The organism is Actinocatenispora comari (assembly GCF_017312725.1).
In the GTDB taxonomy this organism is placed as follows: Bacteria; Actinomycetota; Actinomycetes; order Mycobacteriales; family Micromonosporaceae; genus Actinocatenispora; species Actinocatenispora comari.
Window position 1 is genome coordinate 1 of the sequence record NZ_BOPO01000042.1, and the last position, 13,951, is coordinate 13,951.

The window sequence follows — 13,951 nt, forward strand, 5'->3', positions numbered from 1 at the left end:
ACCGTGCGCACGGCAAGCACCCGCGCCACGCCGGGTCGGACCGCGAGCACCCGGGCCACGGCGGGTCGGACCGCGAGCGCGCGGCCCGCGGCCAAACGGTCGACGGCTCGCACGGCAAGCACTCGCGCGACGGCGGCTCGGACCGCGAGCGCCCGCGCGACGGCGGCTCGTACTGCGAGCGCCCGGGCCGGGGCAGCTCGTTCGGCTGCGGTGCGTCCGCGGACGGCGAGCGGTACGGGCGGCTCGGCCGGCGGACGCACGGTGCGGCGCACCGGTGGCGTGGCCGCGTCCCGGCAGTCCGGGGCCCGGCGATCATCGGCGGCCCGGTCGGTGACCCGGCCGAGTGCCGGCAGCGGGCGGCCGGCGACCAGGGTGTCGGCCCGGCCGAGCCGACGCAGCGGTGGCGCGGTGGGCGCTCGTGGCGCCACCGCCGTCCGACGGCCGCGTACGGTTGCCGCCCGGCGCGGTTGACCGAGGCGGTGTGCCGGATCGCGAGGTCCGGTACACGGAGGTAGCCCGGTGTGGGCCCCGAGCGAACGCCCGGGGCCCACACCGCGATCCGGCGCCGCATCGTGCGGCCGAGAGCCAGGGCGGTGCGGGACCGCGGACGCGCATCGTGCGGCCGAGAGCCAGGCGGTGCGGAAGGCGCGGACGCGGCGGGGTTGTTGTGCGGAAGGCGCGGGTGCGGCGGGGTCGTGCGGAAGGCGCGGGTGCGGCGGGGTCGTGCGGAAGGCGCGGGTGCGGCGGGGTCGTGCGGAAGGCGCGGGTGCGGCGGGGTCGTGCGGAAGGCCACGTCGCGGGCTGGGCCGGCGTCCTACCGGCGGTGCGGTTGAATGGTGGCATGCCGTTTGATGCGAGTGTGCTGCCCGATGTGTCCGGACTGACGGTGGGTGTCCTCGGTGGCACCGGCCCGCAGGGGAGGGGCCTGGCGTACCGGTTGGCACGGGCCGGCCAGCGGGTGGTGCTGGGGTCGCGCAACGCCGAGCGCGGGATCGCCGCGGCGGCCGAGCTGGCGCAGCTGCCCGGGGCGGACGCGGGCGAGGTGTCCGGCGGCGACAACGCGGTGGCGGCCGGCTGCGACGTGGTGATCGCCGCCCTGCCGTACGAGGGTCATGCCGAGACGTTGACCGCGCTGCGCGGCGAGCTGGCCGGCCGGATCCTGGTCGACTGCGTGAACCCGCTCGGGTTCGACCAGCGCGGCCCGCACGCGGTGCCGGTACCGGAGGGCAGCGCCGCCGAGCAGGCCGCGACGTTGCTGCCGGACACCCGGGTCACGGCGGCGTTCCATCACGTCAGCGCGGTGCTGCTGACCGACCCGTCGGTGGCCTCGGTGGACACCGACGTGCTGGTGCTGGCCGACGACCGACCCGCCGCGGAGACGGTGCAGGCGCTGGCGAGCCGGATCACCGGCATCCGTGGCGTGTTCGCCGGACGGCTGCGCAACGCCGGGCAGATCGAGGCGTTGACGGCGAACCTGATCGCGATCAACCGGCGGTACAAGGCGCACGCCGGCATCCGCATCACCGACGTCTGACCCCCGCCGACCGGAAGGCGTTCGATGGCTGGCGAGTCGAGCCGGCGGGGGCCGTTGCCGCCGGGGCCTGGGCGGCCGGTGCCGTCCCGGGTGGTGTCGCTGGTGCCGTCGCTGACCGAATCGGTGGCACTGACCGCGCCGGAACTGCTGGTCGGCGCCACCGACTGGTGCACCGAGCCGGCCTGGCTGGACGTGCCCCGGGTCGGCGGCAGCAAGTACCCGCGGGTCGACGACGTGCTGGCGCTGGCGCCGGACCTGGTGCTCGCCAACGAGGAGGAGAACCGGCTCGCCGATGTCGAGGCGCTGCGCGCGGCCGGTGTCGAGGTCTGGGTCTGCTTCCCGCGCACCGTCGAGACTGCACTGTCCACGTTGGACGAGATGGTGCGGGTGCTGGGCGTCCCGCGGCCCGGCTGGCTGGACGCGGCACACCGCGCCTGGGCCGCCCCGCCGCCCGTCGCCGGTGCCGGCGTGGCCCGCCGGGCGCTGGTGCCGGTGTGGCGGCGGCCGTGGATCTGGCTGGGTACCGACACGTTCGCCGCGGACGTGCTGCGCCGCCTCGGTGTCACGGTGCCGCAGATCGGCGCGGACCGGTCCCAGCGGTACCCGCGGCTCGCCGTGCCGGCCGCGATCGAGCAGGCCGAGCCGGACCTGGTGGTACTGCCGGACGAGCCGTACCGGTTCAGCGCCACCGACGGCCCCGAGGCGTTCGGTGGCCTGCCCGCGGCGCTCGTCTCCGGCCGCCATCTCACCTGGTACGGCCCGTCCCTCGCCGAGGCGCCCCGGCTGCTGTCGGCCGCCCTGCCGCCGTCCTGACTCCGGCTACCGGACGCCGGCTCCGGCGTGCCGCCGCCGTCCACGCGGATCCCATCCGGTCGCCGGCGCCCGAATCCCGCCTGCGTACGGGGGTGGCCCGGCCGCGGTTGCGACCGGGCCACCGTCGGTGGGTCAGAAGGTGTGTTCCTCGGCCGGGAACGTGCCGGCGGTGACGTCGGCGGCGTAGGCTCGGGCCGCGTCGGCGAGCACGTCGTGCAGGTTCGCGTACCGCTTGACGAAGCGCGGCGTGCGCCCGGTGCGCATCCCGGCCATGTCCTGCCACACGAGCACCTGCGCGTCGCACTCGGGTCCGGCACCGATGCCGATGGTCGGGATCGCGAGCTCGTGCGTGATCCGCTTGGCCACCTGGCCCGGCACCATCTCCAGCACCACGGCGAAGGCGCCGGCCTCGCACACCGCGCGGGCGTCGGCGACCACCGCATCGGCCGCCTCGCCGCGCCCCTGCACCCGGTACCCGCCGAGCAGGTGCTCGGACTGCGGGGTGAAGCCGATGTGCGCCATCACCGGGATGCCGGCGTGGGTCAGCGCCTCGATCTGCGGCTTCATCCGGACGCCGCCCTCCAGCTTGACCGCCTGCGCGCCGCCCTCCTTCATCAGCCGTACCGCCGAGGCCAGCGCCTGCGCCGGTGACGCCTCGTAGCTGCCGAACGGCAGGTCGGCCACCACCAGCGTCCGGGTCGTCGACCGGGTCACCGCCGCCACCAGCGGCAACAGCTCGTCCAGGCTGACCCGTACGGTGGTGTCGTAGCCGTACACGTTGTTCGCCGCGGAGTCGCCGACGAGCAGCACCGGGATGCCCACCTCGTCGAAGATCCGCGCCGAGTACTGGTCGTACGCGGTGAGCATCGGCCACCGCTCGCCGCGCTCCTTGGCCTCGCGCAGGTGCGCGATGCGTACCCGTTTGATGCCGGGCCCGCCGTACAGGCTCGGTGTCCCGTCGGCGCTCTTGTCCGTCATGGCGTGCGTTCTCCCTTCCTCAAGGCCCATTCGGGTCCCTGGGTGCGGAAGCCGCCCGTCGACGGTGTGCTCGCCGACGCTGGCGTGCTCCCGCAGAGGATCTTCACATCCGAGTGTCGCATCGCGGCAGACCCGGGTTGAGAAATTCACACCGGAATCGGACCGCTCACGCCTCGCGGAAACGGTTGGTGATCGGCAGCCGGCGGTCCCGGCCGAACGCCTTCGGACTGATCTTCGGGCCGGGCGCGGACTGCCGCCGCTTGTACTCGGCCCGGTCGACCATGCCGATCACCCGGTCGACGACCGCCGCGTCGTGGCCGCCGGCGACCAGGTCGGCGCGGCTCGCGTCCCCGTCGACGTAGCGGGCCAGGATCGCGTCCAGCTCGTCGTACTCGGGCAGCGAGTCGGTGTCGAGCTGACCGGGGCGCAGCTCGGCCGACGGCGGCTTGCTGATCGAGTTCGCCGGGATCGGTTCGGTGCGCCCGCGCCGCTTCGCGTCGGCGTTGCGCCACCGGGCGAGCTGCCAGACCAGCGTCTTCGGCACGTCCTTGAGCGGGTTGAACCCGCCGACCGAGTCCCCGTACAGGGTGGAGTAGCCGACCGCGAGCTCGCTCTTGTTGCCGGTGGTCAGCACCAGGTGACCCTCCTGGTTGGACAGTGCCATCAGGATCACCCCGCGCACCCGCGCCTGCAGGTTCTCCACCGCCATCCCGGACAGCTCCAGGTTCGCCAGGAACGTGTCGACCATCGGCGCGATCGGCTGCACCCGGTAGTGCAGCCCGGTGCGTTCGGCCAGGTCCGCGGCGTCGGACTGGGAGTGCTCCGAGGAGTACTCGCTGGGCATCGACACGCCGTGCACGTGCTCGGCGCCAATCGCGTCGCAGGCGATCGCGGCGACCACGGTCGAGTCGATGCCGCCGGACAGCGCGATCACCACCGAGGAGAACCCCTGCTTGACCACGTAGTCGCGCAGCCCGGTGACCAGCGCCGCCCACACCTCCTCCTCGTCGGCGATCCGGTCGGCGATCCCGTAGGTGGCGCGCGGCGCCGGCGGCGTCGGCAGCTGCTCGGAGAGCACCGTGTGCTCGATCGCCATCCCGGCGCCCTCGGCCGGCGGGGTGCCGGTCGCGGCCGGCAGCTCCAGGTCGAGCACCATCAGCTCCTCGGCGAACTGGGCGGCCCGCGCCAGCGGCGCGCCGTCGGCGCCGACCACGATCGAGTCGCCGTCGAACACCAGCTCGTCCTGCGCCCCGACCATGTTCACGTACGCCAGCGTCGCGCCGGCCTCCACCGCCCGCCGGGCGCACAGCTCGGCGCGCACGTCGTCCTTGTTCAGCTCGTACGGGGAGCCGTTGACGTTGACGACCAGGCCCGCGCCGGCGACCCGGGCCGCGGCGAACGGGCCGCCCGCCTGCCACAGGTCCTCGCAGACGGTCAGCGCCACGTCGACGCCGCCGATGCGCACCACCTGCAGCGCGTCGCCGGGGACGAAGTAGCGGTCCTCGTCGAACACCCCGTAGTTGGGCAGGTGGTGCTTGAAGTAGCGGGTCACCACCCGGCCGCCGGACAGCAGCGCGAGCGCGTTGCGCGGGCCGCGGGCCGGGTCGGCCTCGGCGCTCATCCGGGACGGGCCGTCCGCGTCCAGGTAGCCGACCAGCACCGCGAGCCCGCCCAGGCCGTCGGTGTCCAGGTCGGCCGCGAGCGTCTGGAGCGCGGCCCGGCTGGCCCGCACGAACGACTCCCGGAACACCAGGTCCTCCACCGGGTACCCGGTGAGCATCATCTCGGGGAACGCGACGAGCTGGGCTCCCGCGTCGGCGGCCCGCCGGGTGGTGTCCCGAACGATCCGCGCGTTCCCGGTCAGGTCGCCCACGGTCGGATCCACCTGGGCAAGAGCAAGACGCAACGTCGGCATGCCCCCATCCTCGCGCACCCGGCCCGGACCGCCGATCGTCTCCCGGCCCGGCACGCCGTGGAGTCCGTCACGCCCCGGCGGCGCGCTCAGAGCGTGCGGGTGGGCGACCAGGAAAGGGCGCTCATGGTGGGGGACAGGTCGATCAGGGCGCCGGCGGCGTCGCCGGTCAGCGGCAGGGTACGGATGCCGGCCGGGGTGTCCAGCGCGCCCAGCAGCGCGGCGGCGAGGTCCGAGCCGGCCAGCGCCGGCAGCGGCCGGCCGTCGGCGAACCGCAGCGGCGGGTGCGGGTCCGCCGCGGTGGCCCGGTCGCGCCGCAGCGCGGTCTGGGTGTTGGCGTAGTCGGTCTGGGCCAGCCCGACCTCCCAGGCCGGCCACACGTCGTCCGGCGTCGGCCAGGCCAGCCGCAAGATCGTCAGGTCGATACCGGTGGCCGTCGCGGCGGCCCGGACCGCCTGCTCACCGAGCCGCTTCGTCAGCCCGTACGGGTCGGTCGCGTCCGGCTCGTCGTCGGCGTGCAGCTGCCGGCTGCCCAGCGCCGCGAACACCGACAGGCTGGACACGAACACCACGTGCCGCACGTCCGCCTTCGCCGCGGCGAGCACCGTCAGGTACGCCGACTTGACGTGCACGTCGAACGCGGTGGACGGATCGACCCGGTCGTCCGGCGTGGTCGGCGCCATCGCCATGTGGATCACCGCGTCCATCCCGGCGCAGGCGCGCGCCAGGTCGGTCGGGTCGGTGGCGTCGCCCTGCCGGTACTCGCAGTCGGCCGTCGGTGGATGCAGGTCGAGCACCCGGACCTGGTGGCGCCTGGCGAGGCCGGGCAGCACCAGCCGGCCGACGTAGCCCGCCCCGCCGATGACCAACAGCCGCATTCTTCCTCCCACGATGCCGGACCGGTGCCGGGCGGACACCGGCACGTTGGGCCGGGAAACGCACCGCGCCTCCGGCCACTGCACCGACAGCCTGTCACACCGGACCACCGGCCCTGGCGCGCGACGGGCCCCTTCCGGTGTGCCGCCCCGGATGCCGGGCCCCCGGATGTCGGCGCCCCGGATGCCGGGCCCCCGGATGCCGGGCCGTGGTCGGCGGGCCGGCCCGGGCCTCGTCCGGCGTCCGGGGCGGCACAGGCGACCCGCCGTGCCGCCGCGCCGATCCGCCGCCCGGCCAGCCGAACAATACGGTCATAAACGGTCATACGGCGACGGCCGGCGGTCTCGCGGTCCCGACATGCTGCGAGGTTGCGTGCCGAGTGCCCATCGACCGGTACGGCGAGGCACACTTCCCACATGGATCGTCAGCAGGAGTTCGTGTTGCGCACCCTGGAGGAGCGCGACATCCGGTTCCTCCGCCTGTGGTTCACCGACGTGCTCGGCACCCTCAAGAGCGTGTCGGTGGCGCCGGCCGAGCTGGAGGCCGCCTTCGAGGAGGGCATCGGGTTCGACGGCTCGGCGATCGAGGGGTTCGCGCGGGTACACGAGTCGGACATGATCGCCGTGCCGGACCCGGGGACGTTCCAGGTGTTCCCGTTCGAGGGCGGGGCGTCCGGCGAGTCGGCCCGGATGTTCTGCGACATCGCGATGCCGGACGGCTCGCCCGCCTGGGCCGACCCCCGGCACGTGCTGCGCCGCACCCTCGCCCGGGCCGCCGAGCGCGGCTTCACCTTCTACACCCACCCGGAGATCGAGTTCTTCCTGCTGGAGGACCTGCCCGCGGACGGCAGCGAGCCACGCCCGGTCGACACCGGCGGGTACTTCGACAACACCACGCACCCGGTGGCCCGCGACTTCCGCCGGCAGACGGTGCTCGCGCTGGAGCGCATCGGCATCTCGGTGGAGTTCAGCCATCACGAGGTGGCGCCCGGCCAGCAGGAGATCGACCTGCGCTACGCCGACGCGCTGACCACCGCCGACAACGTGATGACGTTCCGGCACGTGGTCAAGGAGGTGGCGCTGTCGCAGGGGGTGCGCGCCACGTTCATGCCCAAGCCGTTCACCCACCAGCCGGGCAGCGGCATGCACACCCACCTGTCGCTGTTCGAGGGCGAGCGCAACGCGTTCCACGACCCGACCGACCCGATGAAGCTGTCGCCGGTGGCCCGCTCGTTCATCGCCGGCCTGCTGCGGCACGCCCGGGAGTACACGGCGATCACCAACCAGTGGGTCAACTCGTACAAGCGGCTGTTCCCGGAGCCGATGGCCGACAACATCAACGAGGTGCCGGCGTTCGTCTCCTGGGGGCACCTGAACCGGTCGGCGCTGGTACGCGTCCCGGCGTACGGCAAGCCGAACTCGGCCCGGGTGGAGATCCGCTCGATGGACACCGCCTGCAACCCCTACCTGGCGTACGCGATGCTGCTCGCCGCCGGGATGAAGGGCATCGAGGAGAAGTACGACCTGCCGCCCGGCGCCGAGGACGACGTGTGGGCGCTGTCCGACGCGGAGCGCCGCGCGCTGGGGTTCGAGCCGCTGCCGCAGGACCTGGCCGAGGCGCTGGACGTGATGGCCGGCAGCGACTTCGTCGCCGAGACCCTCGGTGAGAGCGTCTTCGACTTCTTCCTGAAGAACAAGCGGGCCGAGTGGGAGGCCTACGCCAGCCGGGTCACCCAGTACGAACGCCGCCGCTACCTCAACATCTTCTGACCGGCACGCTCCGCGACGGAGCGGGCCGCGGGGCGGTCGTTCGCGGGCGGGTGCGGCCGGCCGGTACGACCGTTGAGCCTCCGCCGGTGGAATTGTCGCCGGGCGGGGTGCCGGGACGTGCGGGCGTTCGCTACCGTTTCGGCATGTACCCCGACGGTTCAGCCGGCGATCCCGCGAACGCGCAGCCGCAGTACAACCCGACTACGCCGATGCCGACGCCCGCGCCGCCGGCGCTGCCCGGCTACCAGCAGCAGCCTGCCTACCCGCAATCGGCGCCGCCCGCCCATCCGCAGTCGGCGCCCCCGGCGTACCCGCAGAGCCCCGCCTACCCGCAGACCCCGGCGTACCCGCAGTCGTCGCCACCGGCGGTCGTGCCGCAGTCCGGGCCGCCCGGGTACCAGCCGGCGGTGGCGCCGCAGCCGACCAGCGACCTGGTGCCGGTCACCGACCCCGCCGCGTCCTACGGCAGCGACGGCACCGCGCCGTACGGGTCGGAACAGACGCTGGTGCAGATCGGCCAGATCACCGTCACCGCGACGACCGTGCACACGCCGAACGGGTCGTTCCCGCTGCGTGGCTCGCAGTGGGTGGTCAACGACCACGTGTACACCACCCAGAAGATCGCCACCTGGGCCATCGTCTGCGCGATCGTGGGGTTCTTCTGCCTCACCGTGTTCAGCCTGCTGTTCCTGCTGTTCAAGGAGACCAAGCACAGCGGCTTCATGGAGGTCGCGGTGTCCGGCGCCAACGGCAGCGGGTTCGTCACCCAGGTCCCGATCAGCAGCCAGGCCGGCTCCGCGCAGGTGCACCAGCAGGTCAACTACGCCCGCTCGCTCGCCATGCGCTGATCGCCGCGGGTGGTTATCGCGTTGCGGAAGGGTCCGCGCGGCGGGGTATGCTGCGCGGACACGTGATGGGGGAGTCGGCATGACGCGGACGGTCGGGACGGCGGCGCTGCGGCGCTCGCTGCCGGCTGCGCCGCGACCGACCAGCCTGCGACCGACGGGCCCGTGGCGGGCCGACCGGCGACCTCGCCGGCCGGTCGGCGTGGCCTGACAGGCGTCCCGCCCCGGCTCCCGGCCCGGCCATCCGGCCCGGCCCCAGCCCTGGCACGAGCCCGTTGCGGGCCGTGACCGACCGGCGACTCGTTCGTCCACGCGGACCCGCGACGACGGGTCCGCTCCCGGTCACGTTGCCAAGGAGTACCCACGATGAAGATGTCCGGGCTGTTCGGCGCCACCCTGCACACCGCGCCGGGCAGCAGCGAGTCGGCGGGCCACCAACAGCTGCTGCGCGCCGGGATGGTGCGACAACTGGCGCAGGGGATCTTCTCCTACCTGCCGCTCGGTTGGCGCAGCATCCGCAAGATCGAGCAGATCCTGCGCGAGGAGATGGCCGCGGTCGGCGGCCAGGAGCTGTCCATGCCGGTCACCCAGCCGGCCGAACTGTGGCAGGCGTCCGGCCGGTACGACAAGGTCGGTGCGGAGCTGGCCCGGTTCGCCGACCGGCGTGGCCGCGGCATGGTGCTCGCGATGACGCACGAGGAGGCGGTGACCGAGCTGGCCCGTACCGAGGTCGGCTCGTACCGGGACCTGCCGCGGATGGTGTTCCAGCTGCAGACGAAGTTCCGGGACGACGCGCGGCCGCGGGCCGGGCTGATCCGGGTCCGCGAGTTCGTCATGAAGGACGCGTACAGCCTGGACCGCGACGCCGCGGGGCTGGCCCGGCAGTACGCCAACCAGTACCGCGGGTACTTCCGGGTGTTCGGCCGGTGCGGGGTGCCGGCGCTCGCGGTGGCCTCCGAGGTCGGGATGATGGGCGGCGAGCTCGCGCACGAGTTCATGTACCCGACGCCGATCGGCGAGGACACCCTGCTGCTCTGCGACGCCTGCGGCTACCGGGCCAACCGGCAGGTTGCGACGTTCGCCAAGCCGGCCCCGCCGGTCGAGGCGGCGCGGCCGATGCGGCGCGTCGCCACGCCGGACGCGGCGACCGTCGCCCAGCTCGCCGCCGCGGCCGGGGTGCGCCCGGACCGGATCGCCAAGGCGGTGTTCGTGCAGGCCGACCTCGGCGCGACCGAGGAGCCGGTGATCGCGGTGGTGCGCGGCGACATGGACCTCAACGAGGCCAAGCTCGCGGCCGCGCTGGGCGCCGCCGACCTGCGGCCGATGACCACCGACGAGATCACCGCGATCGGCGCCGTCGCCGGCTACGGCTCCCCGGTGGGCCTGACCGCGGCGCGGGTGGTGGTCGACGAGCTGGTGGCGGCGACGCCGAACCTGATCGCCGGCGCCAACCTCGACGGGTACCACCTGCGCGACGTCAACGTGGGCCGCGACTTCGCCCCGGATGCGGTGTGCGACATCGTCGCGGCGCGCGGCGGCGACGGCTGCCCGCGGTGCGGTGCCGCGCTGCGTACCACCCGCGGCGTCGAGATCGGGAACATCTTCAAGCTCGGCGACCGGTACTCCGCGGCGCTCGGCGCCACGTTCACCGACGCCGACGGGGTACGCCGGCCGGTGCAGATGGGCTGCTACGGCATCGGCGTGGGGCGGCTGCTCGGCTGCGCCGCGGAGGCGCACCACGACGAGCGCGGGCTGACGCTGCCGATCACGATCGCGCCGTACCAGGTGCACCTGTGCCAGCTCGGCGATGCGGCCGCGGCGGCCGCGCACACCCTGTACGAGCGGCTGGGCGCGGCGGGCGTCGAGGTGCTGCACGACGACCGCGGGCAGCGGGCCGGCAGCCAGTTCGCCGACGCGGACCTGATCGGTGCGCCGCTGCGCGCCACCGTCGGCGCGCGGTCGCTGGAGCGCGGGGAGGTCGAGCTGCACGACCGGGCAACCGGCGAGTCCTGGCCGGTACCGGTGGCGGCGGCGGCCGGCACGATCACCGCCGCGGTCGCGGACCGGCTGGCCAGGGCCAACGCGGTACCGGCGGTCGACCTGCCGCCGGAGCTGGCCGCCGGCTGACGGACCGGTAAGCGTCCGGGACGTCGTCACACCGACCTGCCGGCGGCCGTCGGCCGCACCCGGCGGCGAGCCCCGGACACCGGGCGCCCACCGCCGGCAGGGCACCGGCGGCGGGTGCCGACACCGGGCGGGCGACCGGCCGGTAACCGACCGAGCGGGCGGTGCGGCGGTCCGATCGGCCGCTGTGCCGTAACGCCGGAGAAACCGCGGTCGGGTCACCGATCGCGGTTTCGGGCGTTGTATCCGGCAGACGCGCCGTACCGAGCGTGTCGCCACGCAGACCAAAGCCGGGGGGCTGGGCGAGTGAGTACCGCTGTCATGCAAGCACCGAGCCGGGTACGGCAGGCCTCGCCGTGCGCGCTGAAGGTGGTCGTGTTGGGCGGCGGTCGCGCGGCGGGACTGGCCCGCGTCGAGGACCGCTTCGTCGACCTCGTGTCCGATGTGGACAGTGCCGGTTCGGTGCTGCGGTACGGGCAGTGCGGGTTCTCCGACCGCCTCGCCGTGCACCTGTACGGGATGCCGCCGCAGCAGCGGTACTGGTTCATGTGGGACGCGCTGTCCGCCGGTGCGGTCGCCGCGCTGGTGCTCGCCGATGCCAGCCGGCTCGGCGACTGCTACCCGGCGCTGGACTACGTCGCCGCCCGCGGCCTGCCGCACCTGGTCGCGGTGACCGGCGCCCAGCGGTACCAGCTGGCCGAGGTGCGGCAGGCGCTCGCCGTCGGCGCCGAGGTGCCGGTGCTGCTGACCGAGTCCGACCGGCCCCGGCCGGCCCGCGAGGTGCTGCACGCGCTGGTGCGGTACGCGATCGCCCGGCGCAACTCCACCGCCGCCTGACACCGCACGTTTCCGGTCGTGGCTGGTGGGTACGGGGCTGGGACGTCTGCACCTACCCGAGTGAGGAGTCCGCAGTGCTCGCGCTGACCGAGAACGCGGTGACAGTCATCCGTACGCTCACCGAACAGTCCCAGGCGCCGGATTCTTCGGGCCTGCGTATCGCCACCGAGCCGACCGGGCCGGCCGACGCCGACCAGACGCTGCGGTTGCTGATGTCCGAGGCGCCGCAGGAGGGCGATCAGGTGCTCGACGCCGGTGGTGCCCGGCTGTTCCTGGACACCTCGGCCGCCGACTTCCTCGACGACAAGGCGCTCGACGCCTCGGTGGACGGCGACGGCAACGTCAACTTCGAGGTGGCCCTGCAACCCGAGCAGTGACCCGACGCCGGGCCCGAAGCGGGGACGCCCGGGGCGGGTTCCGGCGGTACCGGACGAGGCGGTTTTCGACGTCCGAAAATGTCATACCCAGGCCGTAACGTCGGGGTATGAACCGGACCGAACGTTTGCATGCCCTCGTCGACGCACTCCGCGCGGTGGCTCCCGAGCCGCGCTCCACACGATGGCTCGCCGAGCGTTTCTCGGTGAGCGTGCGCACCATCGAGCGCGACACCGCCGCGCTCGCCGAATCGGGCGTCCCCCTCTTCGCGGTGCCCGGCCCGCAGGGCGGGTTCGCCATCGACGACACCGGCGACCGCGAGCTGCCGCCGGTGGCGTTCACCCCGGACGAGGCGGTCGCCGTGGCGGTCGGCCTCGCCCAACTGACCGGGTCGACGTTCCACGGCGCGGCCGATGGGGTGCTGGCCAAACTGACCGCCCGCTATCCGGGGCTGATCGGCGCCGCGGCCGAGGCGGTCGCCACCGGCGACGGTCTCGAGCTGCCCGCGGAAAACGACCAGTTCCCGGCGATCCCGGTCGTGTTGCAGCGCGCGCTCGCCACCGAGCGGGTGCTGGAGCTCGACTACACCGACGCCACCGGCCGCTCCAGCCGCCGCGTCGTCGAGCCCATCGGGGTGCTCACCGCGCCGGGCGACGACGGCCCGCACTGGCTGCTGCTCGCCTGGTGCCGGCTGCGGCACGGGGTGCGCGGCTTCCGCATCGACCGCATCCGCCGGGCCCGGCTCGGCACCGAGCGGGTGCCCGCTCGCCGCGCGCTGGCCGAGCTGCACGTGCCCGGCCTGATCCCCACCGAGCCGGACATTCCGGCCCAACGCCGCTCGCGGGCCGACCGCGCCGCGGGCGGCTCGGCCCGGAACGGCTCGGCCGCGGTCCCGGCGCGGAGTGGTTCGGCCGCCGGCGCGGGGCAGGCCCGCCCCGACGTCGCGCAGTGAGGTGACAGCCTGCCGGCCGGCGCGAGCGGCGCCGGCCGGCAGGCTGCGGATAGCCTTTGCCTCGTGAGTGATGCACGGACGCTTGTGGTGGAGAACGACCCGACCGACGATGTGCGGCTGCTCGGCGACTGGCTCACCGAGGCCGGGCTGACCCTCGAGGTGGTGCGGCCGCACGCCGGCGAGCCGCTGCCGGACGAGCTGTCCGGCTACGCCGGCCTGGTGGTGCTCGGCGGCGGCCTGCCCGACACCTCGTGGTACGAGCGGGAGCAGTCGCTGTTGCGCGTGGCCGGCCGGCAGCGGGTCCCGACGCTCGCGGTGTGCCTGGGCGCGCAACTGCTCGCGCTGGCGTTCGGCGGCTACGTCGAGCCGGCCGCGGCCGGCCCGGAGATCGGCCCGAAGCTGGTCGCCAAGCGCGACGCGGCCGGCCTCGACCCGCTGTTCGCCGACGTGCCGCTGATGCCCGACGTGATCGCGTTCCACCACGACGAGGTCACCGAGCTGCCGGAGGGAGCCACCCTGCTCGCCGCCTCCCCGTCGTACCCGCACCAGGCCTTCCGGTACGGCGACCGGATGTGGGCGCTGCAGTTCCACATCGAGTGCGACCGCGACATGCTGGCCGGCTGGATCGCCGACTCGCCCGACGTGGCCGCCGCCGGCCTCGACCGGGAGGCGCTGCTGGCCCGGTGCGTGCAGGTCCTGCCGGACGTGGCGGAGACCTGGCGGCCGTTCGCGCACCGGTTCGCCGACCTGGTCGCCGGTCGCAGCTCGGCGCGTACCTCGTTGCCGCTGCTGGAGGGTTGACCCCGGTGCAGTGGCGGGACCCGCAGCAGACGCCCGCCGGGAGCCGGTCGCCCGACGACCGACCGGCGCCACACCGGTCGTCGTCCGACCGGCCGGCCTCGGACCGACCCGGGTCGGATCAGCCGGCGTCGGAGC

The 13,951-nt window shown here is 74.3% G+C and carries 13 protein-coding genes; 9 read left to right on the top strand and 4 right to left on the bottom strand.

Annotated features, from left to right (window positions below; genetic code table 11):
• On the bottom strand, nt 1–428 hold a 428-nt coding region (locus NUM_RS12925), incomplete at its 3' end, for a hypothetical protein (protein ID WP_207125070.1).
• Nucleotides 429–841: 413 nt separating this feature from the next.
• Here NUM_RS12925 and npdG point away from each other — a divergent pair.
• Both npdG and NUM_RS12935 read left to right on the top strand, forming a co-directional pair.
• Entirely contained in the window at nt 842–1,534 is a 693-nt protein-coding gene (gene npdG / locus NUM_RS12930) for an NADPH-dependent F420 reductase (RefSeq protein ID WP_207125071.1), read from the top strand.
• A 24-nt stretch (nt 1,535–1,558) separates the two neighbouring features.
• Nucleotides 1,559–2,347 carry a helical backbone metal receptor gene (locus tag NUM_RS12935; RefSeq protein WP_225918537.1) on the top strand — a complete coding sequence of 263 codons (789 nt, stop codon included), beginning with the start codon at nt 1,559–1,561 and terminating at the stop codon, nt 2,345–2,347.
• A gap of 132 nt (nt 2,348–2,479) precedes the next feature.
• On the opposite strand, the gene panB is transcribed toward NUM_RS12935, so the two are convergent.
• The 3 genes from panB to NUM_RS12950 all read right to left on the bottom strand — a co-directional run bounded on the left by panB (nt 2,480) and on the right by NUM_RS12950 (nt 6,115).
• The gene (gene panB, locus NUM_RS12940) at nt 2,480–3,325 is read right to left on the bottom strand and encodes a 3-methyl-2-oxobutanoate hydroxymethyltransferase (RefSeq protein ID WP_225918538.1); all 846 of its coding nucleotides are present in this window, start codon (nt 3,323–3,325) and stop codon (nt 2,480–2,482) included.
• 166 nt (nt 3,326–3,491) lie between these two features.
• Complete coding sequence (locus NUM_RS12945; protein WP_207125073.1) at nt 3,492–5,240, bottom strand: NAD+ synthase; 1,749 nt, start codon at nt 5,238–5,240, stop codon at nt 3,492–3,494.
• An 86-nt stretch (nt 5,241–5,326) separates the two neighbouring features.
• Nucleotides 5,327–6,115 carry an NAD-dependent epimerase/dehydratase family protein gene (locus NUM_RS12950; RefSeq protein ID WP_207125074.1) on the bottom strand — a complete coding sequence of 263 codons (789 nt, stop codon included), beginning with the start codon at nt 6,113–6,115 and terminating at the stop codon, nt 5,327–5,329.
• Between the two features lie 414 nt (nt 6,116–6,529).
• On the opposite strand from NUM_RS12950, the gene NUM_RS12955 reads away from it, so the two are divergent.
• The 7 genes from NUM_RS12955 to NUM_RS12985 all read left to right on the top strand — a co-directional run bounded on the left by NUM_RS12955 (nt 6,530) and on the right by NUM_RS12985 (nt 13,816).
• Nucleotides 6,530–7,882 (top strand): glutamine synthetase family protein, encoded by a 1,353-nt coding sequence (locus tag NUM_RS12955; protein WP_207125075.1) that lies wholly within the window; start codon nt 6,530–6,532, stop codon nt 7,880–7,882.
• Nucleotides 7,883–8,025: 143 nt separating this feature from the next.
• Complete coding sequence (locus NUM_RS12960; protein ID WP_207125076.1) at nt 8,026–8,730, top strand: hypothetical protein; 705 nt, start codon at nt 8,026–8,028, stop codon at nt 8,728–8,730.
• A 369-nt stretch (nt 8,731–9,099) separates the two neighbouring features.
• Nucleotides 9,100–10,854, top strand: a complete 1,755-nt coding sequence (locus tag NUM_RS12965; protein ID WP_207125104.1) for a proline--tRNA ligase — start codon at nt 9,100–9,102, stop codon at nt 10,852–10,854.
• A gap of 318 nt (nt 10,855–11,172) precedes the next feature.
• Nucleotides 11,173–11,688: an ATP/GTP-binding protein gene (locus NUM_RS12970; protein ID WP_207125077.1), complete on the top strand. Its 516-nt coding sequence runs from the start codon at nt 11,173–11,175 to the stop codon at nt 11,686–11,688.
• A 74-nt stretch (nt 11,689–11,762) separates the two neighbouring features.
• Entirely contained in the window at nt 11,763–12,065 is a 303-nt protein-coding gene (locus NUM_RS12975) for an adhesin (RefSeq protein WP_207125078.1), read from the top strand.
• 107 nt (nt 12,066–12,172) lie between these two features.
• Nucleotides 12,173–13,015, top strand: coding sequence for a helix-turn-helix transcriptional regulator (locus NUM_RS12980; RefSeq protein ID WP_225918539.1), 843 nt, complete (start codon nt 12,173–12,175; stop codon nt 13,013–13,015).
• Between the two features lie 63 nt (nt 13,016–13,078).
• Nucleotides 13,079–13,816: a type 1 glutamine amidotransferase gene (locus NUM_RS12985; RefSeq protein WP_225918540.1), complete on the top strand. Its 738-nt coding sequence runs from the start codon at nt 13,079–13,081 to the stop codon at nt 13,814–13,816.
• Nucleotides 13,817–13,951: the final 135 nt, after the last annotated feature.

Excerpts from the sequence above, each read along its gene's own strand:
- NUM_RS12960 (WP_207125076.1), top strand. The coding sequence starts at position 8,026 with ATGTACCCCGACGGTTCAGCCGGCGATCCCGCGAACGCGCAGCCGCAG.
- NUM_RS12980 (WP_225918539.1), top strand. The coding sequence starts at position 12,173 with ATGAACCGGACCGAACGTTTGCATGCCCTCGTCGACGCACTCCGCGCG.
- NUM_RS12965 (WP_207125104.1), top strand. The coding sequence starts at position 9,100 with ATGTCCGGGCTGTTCGGCGCCACCCTGCACACCGCGCCGGGCAGCAGC.
- NUM_RS12935 (WP_225918537.1), top strand. The coding sequence starts at position 1,559 with ATGGCTGGCGAGTCGAGCCGGCGGGGGCCGTTGCCGCCGGGGCCTGGG.
- NUM_RS12945 (WP_207125073.1), bottom strand. The coding sequence starts at position 5,240 with ATGCCGACGTTGCGTCTTGCTCTTGCCCAGGTGGATCCGACCGTGGGC.
- NUM_RS12970 (WP_207125077.1), top strand. The coding sequence starts at position 11,173 with ATGCAAGCACCGAGCCGGGTACGGCAGGCCTCGCCGTGCGCGCTGAAG.
- NUM_RS12955 (WP_207125075.1), top strand. The coding sequence starts at position 6,530 with ATGGATCGTCAGCAGGAGTTCGTGTTGCGCACCCTGGAGGAGCGCGAC.
- NUM_RS12950 (WP_207125074.1), bottom strand. The coding sequence starts at position 6,115 with ATGCGGCTGTTGGTCATCGGCGGGGCGGGCTACGTCGGCCGGCTGGTG.
- npdG (WP_207125071.1), top strand. The coding sequence starts at position 842 with ATGCCGTTTGATGCGAGTGTGCTGCCCGATGTGTCCGGACTGACGGTG.
- panB (WP_225918538.1), bottom strand. The coding sequence starts at position 3,325 with ATGACGGACAAGAGCGCCGACGGGACACCGAGCCTGTACGGCGGGCCC.